Raw genomic sequence first — 13918 nt, forward strand, 5'->3', positions numbered from 1 at the left:
CAAGGCGAAGCCGATGCTCCGGGGCCGCGAATGCGGCCCCGCGCGCGACCATCAGTCGCGCCGGGCGCGCACCCGACCGCGCGCAAGCCAAGCGCGCGGATGCGCGCGCCGGCGCTTGAGGCATGCAATATTTAAAGAAGCGTAGCTTCGCGCTGGCCGGTCATCGTACATCAGTCGCTCTGGAGCCGGCTTTCTGGCGCCTGCTGGAGCAGGTTGCCGGCGAGCGCGGGCTCAGCCTTGCGGCGCTTGTTGCCGAGGTGGATGCGGGCCGCGCCGCCGATGGTGCGCCGCCGCTCGCCAGCGCCCTCCGTCTCTTCGCCCTGGACCAGGCTCTCGGGCGGCAGCACGCGGAAGGGGTTGTCGTCCGGCGCTAGCTCCCGCGCGCGCAGCGCGATGGGCGGCGGCAGGACGGGCTCCGGCAGCAGGTCCTTGCCGCGGCGCCCATTGCGCCGCTTGCGCGGTGCCTCCGGCGGGCCGGCCTCGGCCTGCAGCCAGAACGGATCCTGCGGCGACAGCACCACCTCGATCTCGAGCACCGGGCTGTTCGCCGCATTGGGCGGCATGGGCGGAAGGCCGGACAGCAGGGCGGCCGGCAGCCGCGCGACGCCGTCCATCCAGCGGCGCAGGCCGCCGCGCACGCCGGGCGGCGGGGCTTCCGGCGCGCTGAGGCCGCGCACGCCGCGCAGCCGCTGGTCGCCGGCACCGATGTTCACGGCGGTGCGGCCGATGCGCAGCACCAGCCCGGAAATCGCCGCCCCGAGCAGGCGCCCCTGCGCCGAGGTCTCGGTGGACAGGCGGGAGGTGAGGCGCATGCCCTGCCGCTGCGCGATCGACGCCGCTTCGGCGGTGAGGCGGAAGACAAAGCGGCCTGGGCCGGCATGCTGGCTCTTGAGCGCGAAGTCGCCGATCATCAGCCGCAGATCCGGATCGGTGACCTCCTGATAGCCGAGGTCGCGCGCCCGCGCGGCCAGGCTGGCGCGCAGCGGTGCCGTGATGCGCTCGTCACGCAGCATCGGGAAGCAGGTCAGGCCGCGGCTGACGCAACCGCCCTCGAAATCGACGAAGCGCACGGCGACGCCGGCATTGCTGAACTGGGCCCGCCTGCCATCGTCGAGCCAGCTCTCCGCGGGGGCTCCATCGGCCGTCACCACCGCGTGGCGCGGCAATTCGAAGTGGTAGTAGACGATGCTCGGCCAGCCATGCTCCTGCACGATGGTCGCGCCGTTCAGCAGCAACCGCGCCGGCACCAGCACGCAGCCGAGCAGGATCGCATGGTCGGGCGAGACGCGCAGGTCGCGCATCGGCACGCCATCGGCGAGCGCACCGGCCTTGATGAGGATCGGGCGCACCTTCTCCGGCCGCGGATGACGCGCGATCTCCGCCTGCACCTTGCCGATCCATTTGATCGGCTGTGCCGGTCCACCGAAGCCGTGGCACAGCACGAGGTCGCCGACGCGAAGGTCGCGCATGCGAACCTCCCCGCGCGGGGTCGCGATGCGCGTATCGGGCGTGAAGCAGAGCATGGGCTGCTCGCCGGCAGGCATCATGGTCGGGCACCTCCGACGGGCGGTCACCGGTCCAGCCCCCCTGCGCCAAGACGCCGCATCGGGAACCGAGCCAAGTGGAGCCATCAGACTGATGTTCGGTGTCTTGGCATATACCAAGGCGCTGCCACGCCGGACAATCGGCATGAAGCGAAATTCCGCCACGTACATGTGGAACGTTTGTCCGGTGTCACCCAAAACGCATCATTGTTGCGCAACGCTTTGACGTATCTCGTTATTGTTGCATTGCACGCCAACGCGCCCAATCCGCGAGTTCCACCACCCGCTGCGGATCGGCCAGCAGACCCTGGAGCCTGAGCGCCACCTCCGGCGCCTCGGCCGCACCCGGGCGGGCGGTGATCGCGACGTCCAGCGTCCCTCGTGCCAGATCCACCTGGCCGGACGCCGCCGCGGGCCCGGCGGGGCCCGCCAGGGCCGCCTGCGCGATCCGCGCCACCCCGCCATCGATGGCGGCCGCCAGGTCGAGCCGTTCGAAGCCGGTCACGCCGCCGTCCAGCGCGCGGCGCAGCCCGGGCTCGGGCTCCACCACGCCGGCCGCCGCCTGCAGGGCACTGAGGTCGAGCCCGGCCAGCGCGCCGTCGCGGACGCCGAGCCGCAGGCTGCCCGACAGGCTGGCAGCGAGCGCCGCCGGGCTGTGGCCTTCCGCCTCCAGCGCCAGTTCGGCCTCGGTGAGGCCCGAGGTCACGTCGATCGGCAGGCCCAGCAAAGGCCCGGTCACGGAAGCGCCGGACAGGCGGAGCGACAGGCGCGCGCGCGGCGCGGCGCCGGGTGGCGTCGCGATCGACACCTCTCCCCCGAGCGCGCCGCCCGAGACCCGCGCCTCGAGGCCGGTGATATCGAGGGTGCCACCGGTGAGGCGCAGCGCCGCCTTCGCATCCTCGATCGGCGGCAGGTCCGGCATCTCGATCCGCTGCGCGGCGAGCGCGATCTCCGCATCGATGCCGCCGAGTGCCGCGAGGCCGAGCGGCTCCGTGCTGCGCCAGGGCGGATCGGGCAGTGGCAGGCGCTCCGACGTCAGCCGCCCGGCGAGGCGCGGGCGTTCGGCCCCAAGCGCCAAGGTCAACGCGCCACGGGTCCGGAGCAAACCGGCGACGAGCTCGAAATTCTCAGCCGTCGCGCCGGCGGGACCGACCAGCAGGCTGGTGATCAGCGAGAACGACCCCTCTCCGACCCAGCTCATGTCCCGCCCCTGCCACAGGGCCGAGAGCAGGCGCGGTGCGCCGGGATGGCGCAGCGTCAGCGCGCCCTGGACCCGGCGCGCGCCGGTGTCGAGCGTCGCCTGGGATTCGATGCGCAGCTCCGCCAACTCACCCTCGGCCCTGAGCGCCAGGGCCTCGGCCGGGCCGCCGCCGGCGACGCGCAGCGCGAGCGGCTGCTCGGCGAGCCCCGCCTCCGGCTGCCAGCCGGGCGGCAGCAGGTCGAAGAGCCCGCGCGCAGAGCTGGCCACCACCTCCAGCGACAAGTCCGAAAAGCGTGGTGTCGCCGCGAGCGTCGCAGTACCGGAGAAGGCGAGGTCGGCCCCGGCGGCGCGCCCGGACAGTCGCCGCACCGCCAGCCGCCCGCCTTCCAGCGCCGCATCCACCGCGGCGCGCTCCACGCGCTGGCCGCGCAGCGTCAATGCGTCCGCTGCGAAGCGGAGATTGACGTCGGCGCCGCCGAGCTTCGTCGCGGCTACCGGCCAGTCCGGCCATTGCGGCACCAGCCCGTCGAGATCGAGCATGTCGATGGCGACGCCGATGCCGAGCGAAGGCCGCGCGCCGAAGCGCCAGACACCGCCGCCCGTCAGCCTGGCGCCGTCGACCGTGGCGCCCATTTCAGGCACCGCGAGCTGCGTCTCCTCCAGCACCAGCCGCGCCCGGCCCTCGGTGGCGCGCAGCCGCTCCGGCTGCACACCCTCCACCGGCAGGCCGAAACTCGCGAGGGTGGCGCGCAGATCCGGGCCCGCGAAGCGCAGCGCCAGTTCCAGCCGCGTGCCGGCCGAGGCGCCGGCCAGCTCGATCTCCATCTCCCCCGGCAGTACGGCCGCGACGTCGGAGAACGTGACGCGCTCCCCCTCCCGGAAGATGCCCCCGCGCAGGCGGCGCAGCGTGATGCCGCGGAAGCTGGCGGCCTCCGCGGAGAGATCGATCGCAGTCGGCATCAACGGCCTGCCGGCGCCGCGCAGCGCAGCGGTCCAGGCATCGAGGTCGAGCCGCGCCGCCGAGAGCGCGACGTCGAGGCGCGGCGCCGGCGCCAGGCGCAAGGTCAGCGCGCCGCGCGCGGGCGCGCCGCCGAGATCGATGGTGAGGTCATCGGCCGCCAGCAGCTCCGCGCTCACGGTCAGCCGGCCATTGGCGCGGAACCCCATGGCGGGCGTCGGCAGCAGCGCCGAGAGATCGGGGCCGAATGCCTCGACACGCCCCTCGAAGCCGCCATCCTCCACCAGCACGCCGCGTGCGCGGCCGGTGGCGCCACCGGCCGCGAGGGTGAGGTCCAGGGTCGCTATGCCATCGAAACCAGGGCGACCGACCACCGCATGGAAATCCATGGCCTGGCCGCGCCAGGCAAAGCGGCCCTCCGCCCGCACCGCGTCCAGCGGGCCACCGGCGGTAAGCCGCGCCGCGACGTCGTTCAGCACCGTGTCGCCGACGACGATGCGGCCATCCTCGATGCGGGCGGCGAAGCCGGTCAACCAGGGTGGCGGCCGCAGCGCCGGGGCATTGCCGGGCGGCCAGGGCAGACGGATCTCGGCGCCGACCAGCACCACCTCGCGCGGCTCCAGCCGCGCCAGCAGCAGCGCCGGCAGGTTGAGCGTCAGGCGCAGCGCCCGGGCGGTGACGCCGATGCCCCCGGCCTCGCCGCCGACCACGACGCCGCTCGCCTCCACCATCGGGCGGGGCAGCAGCGTCAATCGCACCGGGCCGTCGAGGGAGACCGGACGGCCAAGCTCCCGCGCCGCGAGGGACGCGAGCCGCCCGCGCTGCGCCTCCCAATCCACCGCCATCGGGCCAAACCAGAGGCCGGCGCCGATCAGGGCGAGGATGCCGAGAATGCAGGAGACGGCGATCGCCGCGCGGCTTCGCGTCATCGGCCGGTCAGAGCCCGTTTGGGAATGGCTGCGGGCCACTCTGGCGATCGCACAAGCATCAATCGGGCGCGCCCCAGCCGCCGCCGCCCGGCGTCTCCAGCCCCAGCACATCGCCGGGCGCCAGGCGCGCGCTGTCGCTGCCGCCAAGCCATTGCGTGCTGCCATCGGCGCGTTCCACCCATTGCCGCCCGGCGGCGCCGGCGGCGCCGCCCTGCAGCCCATGCGGCGCGACGGTACGGCGGGAGGCGACGATCACAGCCTCCATCGGGCGCAGGAAGCGGATGCGCCGGCGGGCGCCGTCGCCGCCATGCCAGCGTCCGGCACCGCCCGAGCCGCGACGGATCGCGAATTCCTCGAGGCGGACAGGATAGCGCAATTCCAGGATCTCGGCGTCGGTCATGCGGGTATTGGTCATATGGGTCTGCACCGGGCCTGTCCCATCGAAGCCCGGGCCCGCGCCGGTGCCGCCGCAGACCGTTTCGTAATACTGATAATCGGCATCGCCGAACAGCAGGTTGTTCATCGTGGCCTGCGCCGAGGCGCAGGCGCCGAGGGCGGCCAGCAGCGCGTTGCAGGTCATCTGGCTGACTTCCGTGTTGCCGGCGACCACCGCCGCGCCACCGCCCGGACCGCCGCCGCGCGGATTGAGGAAGCTGCCCGCCGGCGCGATGATCTCGAGCGGCTTCAGGCAGCCGTCATTCAGGGGGATGTCCTCCCCCACCAGGCAGCGGAAGCAGTAGAGAACGACGGCGCGGCACACCGCGGCCGGCGCGTTGAAGTTGTTCGGGCGCTGCGGGCCGGTGCCGGTGAAGTCGATCACCGCGCGGCGCCGCTCGCGATCGACGCGGATGGCGACGACCAGCGGCGTGCCGTCGTCGATGGTGGTGGAGAAGGTGCCGTCCGGCAGGCGCTCCAGGACGCGGCGGACGCTCTCCTCCGCATTGTCCATCACATGGCGCATATAGGCGCGCACGGTGTCGAGGCCGAATTCGGCGATGGCACGCGACAGCTCCTGCACGCCCTTCTCGTTGGCGGCGACCTGCGCCTTGATGTCGGCGACGTTCACGTCCGGGCTGCGCGCCGGGTACCTGGCCGAAGCCAGCAGGGCGCGGAACTCCGCCTCCCGGAAGCGGCCCTGCTCGACCAGCAGGAAGTCGTCGATCACGACGCCCTCGTCTTCCAGCGTCGCGGAATTGGGCGGCGTGGAGCCGGGCGTCAGGCCGCCGATATCGGCGTGATGGCCGCGGGAGCCGACGAAGAACAGGATCTCCCGCCCCGCCTGGTCGAAGACCGGCGTGATGACGGTGATGTCGGGCAGGTGCGTGCCACCGTTGAACGGGTTGTTCAGCGCGACGACGTCACCCGGACGGAGCGTCGTCCCGCGGCTGCGGATCACGGTGCGCACGCTCTCGCCCATGGCGCCGAGATGCACGGGCACGTGCGGGGCATTGGCGATCAGCGCGCCGGTCGCGTCGAACAGCGCGCAGGAGAAATCCAGCCGCTCCTTGATGTTGACGCTGAGGGAGGTGTTCTGCAGCACCGCGCCGGTCTGCTCGGCGATGTTCATGAAGAGGTTGTTGAACAACTCCAGCATCACCGGGTCGGGACGCCCGGCATCGGCGATCCGTGCCGCCTGGCGCGGCGTGGTGCGGCGCAGGATCAGGTGGTTGAGCGCGGTCACGTCAGCGGTCCAGCCGGGCTCGACGACGGTGGTCGCATTCGCCTCCCGGATCAGGGCGGGGCCGGGGATGCGGTCCTCGGCGCGCAACGCCTCCCGGTCGAAGACCGGGGCGGTGTGCTCGGCGCCTTCGGTGAAGAGCGGCACGGCCTCGAGCGGGACCGGCGCCTCGCCCTGCGGGCGGGGCGGCAGCGCCGCTTCCGCCACGCGCTCCCCCGGGGCGGTGACCTCGGCGATGCAGGCCTCGACGATCACCGGCCGCTCCGGCGTCGCGAAGCCGAAACGGCGGCGATGCGCTTCCGTGAAGGCGGCGAGCACCGTGCCGTGCTCACCGAAGGCGACAGGCAGGAAGCTGTCGGTGCCGGCGTAGCGGAGATGCAGCCGGAGCGCCGCGGCGAGCCGCGCCGGATCGGCACCCTGCGCGACAAGCGCCGCCCGTCCCGCCTGTTCCAGTGCCGCGAGCTGCCCGGCGAGGCCGGGCACGGCGGCGGCATCGAACGGCGCTTCCACCGCCGCCTCGCGGATCACGCTCTGGTCGGCGAGGCCCATGCCATAAGCGGAAAGCACGCCCGCGAAGGGGTGCAGGAAGACCGTCTCCATACCAAGCGCATCGGCAACCAGACAGGCATGCTGGCCACCGGCGCCGCCGAAGCATTGCAGCGCGAAGCGCGTCGCGTCATGGCCCTTCTGGATCGAGACCTGCTTGATCGCGTTGGCCATGTTGGCGACCGCGACGCGGAGGAAGCCCTCGGCGACGGCCCGCGGGTCCTGGGGCGTCCCGGTGGCGGCCGCGACCTCCTCCGCGAGTGCCGCGAAGCCTGCCCGCACGACCCCGGCATCCAGCGGCTCGGCGCCGGTGGCGCCGAAGATCGAGGGGAAATGCGCCGGCTGGATCTTGCCGACCATGACATTGGCATCCGTCACGGTCAGCGGGCCACCGCGCCGGTAGCAGGCCGGGCCGGGCACGGCGCCGGCGCTTTCGGGGCCGACGCGGAAGCGGGCGCCGTCGAACTTCAGGATCGATCCGCCACCGGCCGCGACGGTGTTGATCGCCATCATCGGCGCCCGCATGCGCACGCCCGCGACCATCGTCTCGAAGGCGCGTTCGAACTCGCCGGCATAGAGCGCGACATCGGTGGAGGTGCCGCCCATGTCGAAGCCGATGATGCGCTCGATCCCGGCCATGGCGGCAGTGCGGGCGGCGCCGACGATGCCGCCGGCGGGGCCGGAGAGGATCGCATCCTTGCCCTGGAAGCTGCCGGCTTCCGCGAGGCCGCCATTCGACTGCATGAAATAGAGCCGGGTATGGGCGCCGAGCTCGGCACTGACCTGCTCCACGTAACGGCGGAGGATCGGCGAGAGATAGGCGTCGACCACGGCGGTGTCGCCGCGCGGCACGATGCGGGGCAGCGGGCTTGCCTGATGGCTGAGCGAGACCTGGGTGAAGCCGGCCTCCCGCGCGAGATCCCCGAGGCGGAGCTCATGCGCGGGATGGGCCCAGGCATGCATCAGCACGACCGCGACGGCGCGGATGCCCGCGGCATGCGCGGCGGCGAGCGCCAGGCGCGCGGCGCCCTCATCGAGGGGCTCGATCTCGGCGCCGTCGACGGCGATGCGGCCGCCGATCTCGGCGACCCGCTCATGCAGCAATTCGGGCAGGCGTACATCCAGATCGAATAGCCGGGGGCGCGCCTGGTTGCCGATGCGCGGCATGTCCGCGAAGCCACGGTTGACGAGCAGCAGCACGCGTTCGCCCTTGCGCTCCAGCAGGGCGTTGGTGGCGACGGTGGTGCCCATCTTCACCGCTTCGATCACGCCGGGGCCGATTGGGGTTTCGGCGTCGAGGCCGAGCGTGGCACGGATGCCGGCGACCGCGGCATCGCGGTAGCGGCCGGGATTTTCCGAGAGCAGCTTGCGGGTGGTGAGGCGCCCATCCGGGTCGCGCGCCACGACGTCGGTGAAGGTGCCGCCGCGGTCGATCCAGAACTGCCAGCCGCCCATGCCACGTGCTCCTTGTGCCGAGGCTGGACATTGACGATTTGTCGACAAATCGTCAATTTCATCTGGCCAGCGAGGAAACCACGATGCCGAAGCGGACAGAAGCCGCCCCCGTCGTCTCCGCCGCCCACCTGGCGGAGGGCCGCTCACCCGCCCTGTCGGAAGTGGAATACGGCCTGAACCTCGTCGTCTCCGCCTATCATCGCTGGATGCCCCGGGCGATGGCGGCGGTCGGCGTGCCCGGGCTTTCGGTGGTGGAGGTGCTGATCCTGCACTCCGTCCGCCACCGCGACCGGCCGAAGCGCATCGCCGACCTGATGCTGGTGCTCGACATCGAGGACACCCACATTGTCACCTATGCACTGCGCAAGCTGGAAGCGGCGGGGCTGATCGCGACCGCGCGGGCGGGCAAGGAGAAGCTGGTGCGGGTCACGCCCACGGGCGAAGCGGCCTGCGCCCGGTACGCGGCACTCCGCGAGCAATTGCTGGTCGAGGGGCTGGCCGCGGCGGGGCCGGCGGAGGCGCGGATGTCCGAACTGGCGTCGCTGTTGCGCGCGCTGTCCGGCTTCTACAACCAGGCAGCCCGCGCCGCGGCCACCCTGTAGGCGCGCCCCTGCGCCGTGCTAAAGCTGCGCCGGAGCATGATCCGTTCGCTCGCGCTCGCGGACCATCCTCCAGAAATTCGTCTGGTCGCGTGATTCAGACTTTCGGCCGAACCGGCCTCAAGTCATCACGCGACAGCAGGGCTGAGGATGTGGGTTTGGGATTCTGGGGCAAGATCCTAGGGGGTGTAGCGGGCTTCGCGCTTGGCGGGCCGGCGGGCGCGCTCATGGGTGCAGCACTCGGCCATGCGGCCGATACCGGCGCGGCGCCGGGGCAGCAGCGCATCCCCGTCTCCACCGCCGATATCGCGGCGCTGATCGGCGGGCGCGAGAGCCTGTTCGCGGTCTCGGTCGTTGTGCTCTCGGCCAAGCTCGCGAAGGTGGACGGGGTGGTGCGGCGGGAGGAGATCGATACCTTCAAGCGCCTGTTCCATGTGCCGCCGGAGAACCTGGTGGAGGTCGGCCGCCTGTTCGACCGCGCCCGCGACAGCGCCGACGACTACGAGGAATTCGCGGGGAAGCTCGGGGAAGCCTTCGCCGACAACAAGGCGATGCTGGAGGATGTGCTGCACGCGCTGGTGCAGATCGCCCGCGCGGATGGGCCGGTGAACAAGGCGGAGGGCGCCTTCCTGCGCGGCGTGCATGCGCAGTTCGGCCTGGACGCCGCGGCCTGGGAACGGGCGCGCGGCGCGGCGCCGCGCGCCCCGGGCGGCGTCGCGGAGGGCGATCCCTATGCGGTGCTCGGCTTGTCGCGCGACGTCGGCGACGACGAGGTGCGCGCCGCCTGGAAACGCCTGATGCGGGAGAACCACCCGGACAGCCTGGCGTCCAAGGGCGTGCCGGAGGAGTTCATCCGCCGCGCCACCGACAAGGTCGCCCAGATCAACGCCGCGTGGGACCGGATCAAGCGGGAACGCAAGCTGTGAGGATCGCGTCCCGGTCCCACACACCTTGTCCAGAACGGCCGCGCAAGCGCGGCCTGGGGGATCGGATCAGGCGGGAACGCAAGCTCTAGTGCTGATCCACGAGACCCCCAGCCCCAACCACGATGCGCGCCCCGATGATGCCGCACCGGCCCAGATCATCCTGCATTACACCGGCATGCGATCCGGCGCGGAAGCGATCGCCCGGCTCCGCGACCCGGCATCCCGCGTGTCCTCGCATTATGTCGTGGAGGAGGATGGCGGCATCTTCCGCCTGGTGCCGGAAGCGCGCCGCGCCTGGCATGCGGGGGCATCCTTCTGGCGCGGCGAGACGATGCTGAATGCGCGCAGCATCGGCATCGAGATCGTCAATCCCGGGCATGAATGGGGCTACCGCCCCTTCCCCGAGCCGCAGATCGCGGCGGTCGCCGATCTCTGCCGGGACATCATCGCGCGGCACCGCATCGCGGCGCGCGACATCCTCGGCCATTCCGACGTGGCGCCCACGCGCAAGCAGGACCCGGGCGAGTTCTTCCCCTGGGCGGCGATGGCGGCACAGGGCATCGGACTCTGGCCGGACCGCGTGCCCGGCATCGATGCGGCGCCGGTGCCGGACGGCTTGGCGCAGGCCGCCGCGCTGCTGGACGCCATCGGCTATGACATCGCAACAGTCGAGGCCGCGCTGACGGCCTTTCAGCTGCGCTTCCGGCCGGAGCGAGTCAATGGCGCGCCCGATACCGGCACCCTGCTCCGCCTCGGCGCCGTGGCGACGCTCTATGCCGACGGCTGAGGGATAGGCGTCATGGCGGGTGTCCCGGATCAGGCGATGGCCGGCTCCCCTCCCTATTTCGCGCAGTGGGAAAGCCCCGAGCTGGTCGGCGCCTTCATCACCGGTGCTGCCGATCCGGCACGGGATCCGCGCTGGGCGGAGGCAGGTGCCGCGACGCCGGCGGAATATGCGCGCTGGGCCGAGCATCTCTGCGGCATGGCCTGCCTGCGCATGGCACTCGCGGCGCGCGGCGTCACGGTCACGCCCTTCGCGCTGATGCGCCGGGCGCTTGCGCGCGGCGGCTATGTCGAGACCGGTGACGGCGGCATCCGCGGCCTGATCTATGCCCCGGCCGTCGCCATGCTGGTAGAGGAATTCAGGGTCCCGGCGCAGGTGGTGACGGAGATCGAAGCCGCCGACATCGCGGGGCTGATCGCGGCGCCGGGCGACGGCTTCGTCGCCTCGGTCCATCCCGGCATCCGCGATCCGCGTGCAGACCCGCCCTATCGCGGCGGCCACCTGGTGCTGGTCCACGCTGTCGCCCCCGACGGCGCGCTGGTCTTCCACAACCCGTCCGGCGACACGCCGGAGAGCCAGCGCGACGTGCGGCTGCCGGCCGCCGACTTCGCCCGCTTCTTCGCCGGGCGCGGCATCCTCATCCCCGCTTGACCCTGGGTCGGCCGCGGCGCATCTCCTCGCGCGGTGTCAGATGGCTGGACGGCCGCTGGCCCTGGGAGCGATCCCGGGGCTGGAGGAAAGTCCGGGCTCCACGGGAATACGGTGCCGGCCAATGGCCGGCGGGGGCGACCCCAGGGACAGTGCCACAGAGAGCAGACCGCCCATCCGGCGCGAGCCCGATGGGCAAGGGTGAAAGGGTGCGGCAAGAGCGCACCGCGCCCCCGGCGACGGGGGCGGCACGGTAAACCCCACCGGGAGCAAGGCCGAATAGGGGGAGCCGGCGTGGTGCCGAAAGGCACGGACGCGGGGGCATTCCCGCCCCGTTCCCCGGGTTGGCCGCGAGAAGCCTGCGGCAACGCAGGTTCCAGAGGAATGGTCGTCCACAGCTTCGTGCTGTGACAGAACCCGGCTTACAGGCCATCTGGCACCACTTATCCCCGTTACTCACAGGCTGTGAAGAACTGGCGCTCTGTACAGAACAAACAACGAAAAGAAGCGCTTGCGATGAAATCGACAGCGCGCCATCACGCCCGCTTCAGCGGGATCCAAAAAATTTCTTTGATTCAAAGGGTTAACGCGCAGGCTTCGCGGCCAGCGCCTGCTTTGGCGCTTGCTTTCCCGTAATTTCCCATGATATCCCAACTTATCCCGTCAACGATCCGCATGCTCGGGGGGGCGAGCGATCGGAACACGGGATGGTCGGGCGAGCCGGTGGGGTCGGGGGGCCCCGCCGGCCGCTGAACCAAAGGGTCGCGGAGCCGCGGGTCATCCGCGCCGCGAGAACCCGGCGGACCGACCAAGGCGGGGGGCGGCAGCGCAGCCGTGTGGTTCGGGGCATGCGCCTCTTTCTCAATTCCCACAGGGCGAAGCTGGACAAGAAGGGGCGCGTCTCCTTCCCGGCCGAATTCCGCGCCGCGCTGGATGGGATTGACAGCCGCACCTTCTACCTCCGTCCCCACCACATGTATGGCTGCGTGGAAGGCCTCAGCCAGCCGAAGCTGGATGCCCTGAGCGACCGCCTCAACCAGCTCGACGACTATTCGGAGGAGGCCGAGAACCTCCGCCTCACACTCTTCGGCGACACCGCCCAGATCACCTACGACGCCGAGGGGCGCTTCTCGATGCCGCAGAATCTTATCGATTTCGCCGGGCTTGGCGAAAGCCTCGTCTTCACCGGCATGGGCGACGTCTTCCAGATCTGGGAGGAGCAGGCCCTCGAGCGCCGCAAGGCGGAAGCCCGGCAAAAGGCGCGCGACAACCGCCTGACCGTCCCCGGCACCGCAAGGCCGCCGGCATGACCGGCCAAGGCCACATCCCCGTGCTGCTGGCCGAAGCGGTCGAGGCGCTCGCCCCGCGCGCCGATGCCGTCTACGCCGATGCCACCTTCGGCGGCGGCGGCTATGCGCGCGCCATCCTGGAAGCGGCGCCCTGCACCCTCTGGGCGCTCGACCGCGACCCCGACGCGATCGCCCGCGGCGCCGCCCTCGCGGCCCGCTTCCCCGGCCGGCTGCACCTGGTCGAGACCCGGTTCGGCGCCATGCTGGATGCCCTTGCCGAGCATGGCGTCACCGCGCTCGACGGCGTGGTGATGGATCTCGGCGTCTCCTCCTTCCAGCTCGACGAAGCCGGGCGCGGCTTCTCATTCCGCGCCGAGGGGCCGCTCGACATGCGGATGGAGAAATCCGGCCCCTCCGCCGCCGACCTCGTGAATACGCTGGAGGAACGGGCACTCGCCGCGATCCTCGCAGATCTCGGCGAGGAACGGCATGCGCGCCGCATCGCGCGTGCGATCATCCGCGCACGCAGCGAAGAAACTATCAGCACGACGGCACGACTCGCAGAGATCGTGCGAAGCTCCGTGCCACGCGATCCCTCCGGAATTGATTCAGCGACCCGGAGCTTCCAGGCCTTGCGTATGGCAGTGAATGACGAACTACCCGAGATCGAACGTGGCCTCGCCGCCGCCGCCGCGCTGCTGGCCCCCGGCGGCCGCCTCGTGGTCGTGGCGTTCCACTCGCTCGAAGACCGCATCGTGAAGCGCTTCATGGCCGCCCGCACCGGGCGCGAAGGCCTCGCCTCCCGCCACGATCCCGCGGCGCTGATGGCCCGCGCCGCCCCCGAATTCCGCCTGCTCACGCCCCGTGCCGTCCGTCCCGGCGAGGCGGAGCTGGCCCGCAACCCCCGCGCACGCTCGGCCAAGCTGCGCGCCATGGAGCGCATTGCATGTTCCGCCCGCTGACGCTCCTCAGCCTCGTCGCCGCGGCCGGCGCGGGCTACTACCTCTATCAGGTGAAGCAGTCGGTCGCGCAGCTCGACCGCGAGTTGCGCGACGTGCGTCGCCAGACCGAGACGGCGATGGAGCGCACCCAGGTGCTGCGCGCCGAATGGGCGATGCTGAACGAGCCTGACCGCCTGCGGCAGGTGGTGCAGCGCACCCTGACGCTGGAGCCGATGACGCCCGGGCAGTTCGTGCGCTTCTCCGACCTTTCGCGCCGCACCGGCGCGCCGCAGGTCTTCGCCGGCGCCCCGTCCCTCTTCGCAGCACCGCGCGCGGCGGAGCCCGACGCCGTTGCCATGGCCGCGGCGCCGGCGGCACCCGCCCCTACACCGCCGCCGCCCGCCACCGCGACCGCAGTGG

Annotated in this window: 10 protein-coding genes, 1 other RNA gene and 1 pseudogene; 9 read left to right on the forward strand and 3 right to left on the reverse strand. The window is 71.8% G+C overall.

The window, feature by feature from the left end:
- Window positions 1–122: 122 nt before the first annotated feature.
- Complete coding sequence (locus GXW71_RS23540; RefSeq protein WP_211855131.1) at window positions 123–374, forward strand: ribbon-helix-helix domain-containing protein; 252 nt, start codon at window positions 123–125, stop codon at window positions 372–374.
- 747 nt (window positions 375–1121) lie between these two features.
- On the opposite strand, the pseudogene GXW71_RS34950 reads toward GXW71_RS23540, so the two are convergent.
- The 3 genes and pseudogenes from GXW71_RS34950 to GXW71_RS23550 all read right to left on the reverse strand — a co-directional run.
- Window positions 1122–1715: pseudogene (locus GXW71_RS34950) on the reverse strand (Hint domain-containing protein); the annotation flags it as partial.
- Window positions 1716–1779: 64 nt separating this feature from the next.
- Window positions 1780–4632 (reverse strand): AsmA family protein, encoded by a 2853-nt coding sequence (locus tag GXW71_RS23545; RefSeq protein ID WP_211855132.1) that lies wholly within the window; start codon window positions 4630–4632, stop codon window positions 1780–1782.
- A gap of 58 nt (window positions 4633–4690) precedes the next feature.
- The gene (locus GXW71_RS23550) at window positions 4691–8311 is read right to left on the reverse strand and encodes a hydantoinase B/oxoprolinase family protein (RefSeq protein ID WP_211855133.1); all 3621 of its coding nucleotides are present in this window, start codon (window positions 8309–8311) and stop codon (window positions 4691–4693) included.
- An 83-nt stretch (window positions 8312–8394) separates the two neighbouring features.
- On the opposite strand from GXW71_RS23550, the gene GXW71_RS23555 reads away from it, so the two are divergent.
- From GXW71_RS23555 to ftsL, 8 genes are all read left to right on the forward strand, one after another.
- The gene (locus GXW71_RS23555) at window positions 8395–8913 is read left to right on the forward strand and encodes a winged helix DNA-binding protein (protein WP_211855134.1); all 519 of its coding nucleotides are present in this window, start codon (window positions 8395–8397) and stop codon (window positions 8911–8913) included.
- Window positions 8914–9068: 155 nt separating this feature from the next.
- Window positions 9069–9836, forward strand: a complete 768-nt coding sequence (locus GXW71_RS23560) for a TerB family tellurite resistance protein (protein ID WP_211855135.1) — start codon at window positions 9069–9071, stop codon at window positions 9834–9836.
- 88 nt (window positions 9837–9924) lie between these two features.
- Window positions 9925–10623, forward strand: a complete 699-nt coding sequence (locus GXW71_RS23565) for an N-acetylmuramoyl-L-alanine amidase (RefSeq protein ID WP_456315991.1) — start codon at window positions 9925–9927, stop codon at window positions 10621–10623.
- Between the two features lie 12 nt (window positions 10624–10635).
- Window positions 10636–11271, forward strand: a complete 636-nt coding sequence (locus GXW71_RS23570; protein WP_211855136.1) for a cysteine peptidase family C39 domain-containing protein — start codon at window positions 10636–10638, stop codon at window positions 11269–11271.
- Window positions 11272–11307: 36 nt separating this feature from the next.
- Window positions 11308–11709, forward strand: an RNA gene (gene rnpB, locus GXW71_RS23575) — RNase P RNA component class A.
- Window positions 11710–12116: 407 nt separating this feature from the next.
- On the forward strand, window positions 12117–12578 hold the full coding sequence (locus tag GXW71_RS23580; RefSeq protein ID WP_211855137.1) for a division/cell wall cluster transcriptional repressor MraZ: 462 nt from the start codon (window positions 12117–12119) through the stop codon (window positions 12576–12578).
- The gene (gene rsmH, locus GXW71_RS23585; protein WP_211855138.1) at window positions 12575–13519 is read left to right on the forward strand and encodes a 16S rRNA (cytosine(1402)-N(4))-methyltransferase RsmH; all 945 of its coding nucleotides are present in this window, start codon (window positions 12575–12577) and stop codon (window positions 13517–13519) included. Before GXW71_RS23580 ends, rsmH begins: the two co-directional genes overlap by 4 nt.
- On the forward strand, window positions 13504–13918 hold a 415-nt coding region (gene ftsL / locus GXW71_RS23590; RefSeq protein ID WP_456315992.1), incomplete at its 3' end, for a cell division protein FtsL. The genes rsmH and ftsL, both read left to right, overlap by 16 nt.

The organism is Plastoroseomonas hellenica, assembly GCF_018129085.1.
Taxonomy (GTDB): Bacteria; Pseudomonadota; Alphaproteobacteria; order Acetobacterales; family Acetobacteraceae; genus Plastoroseomonas; species Plastoroseomonas hellenica.

Excerpts from the sequence above, each read along its gene's own strand:
- GXW71_RS23540 (WP_211855131.1), top strand. The coding sequence starts at position 123 with ATGCAATATTTAAAGAAGCGTAGCTTCGCGCTGGCCGGTCATCGTACA.
- GXW71_RS23545 (WP_211855132.1), bottom strand. The coding sequence starts at position 4,632 with ATGACGCGAAGCCGCGCGGCGATCGCCGTCTCCTGCATTCTCGGCATC.
- GXW71_RS23550 (WP_211855133.1), bottom strand. The coding sequence starts at position 8,311 with ATGGGCGGCTGGCAGTTCTGGATCGACCGCGGCGGCACCTTCACCGAC.
- GXW71_RS23555 (WP_211855134.1), top strand. The coding sequence starts at position 8,395 with ATGCCGAAGCGGACAGAAGCCGCCCCCGTCGTCTCCGCCGCCCACCTG.
- GXW71_RS23570 (WP_211855136.1), top strand. The coding sequence starts at position 10,636 with ATGGCGGGTGTCCCGGATCAGGCGATGGCCGGCTCCCCTCCCTATTTC.
- GXW71_RS23580 (WP_211855137.1), top strand. The coding sequence starts at position 12,117 with ATGCGCCTCTTTCTCAATTCCCACAGGGCGAAGCTGGACAAGAAGGGG.
- rsmH (WP_211855138.1), top strand. The coding sequence starts at position 12,575 with ATGACCGGCCAAGGCCACATCCCCGTGCTGCTGGCCGAAGCGGTCGAG.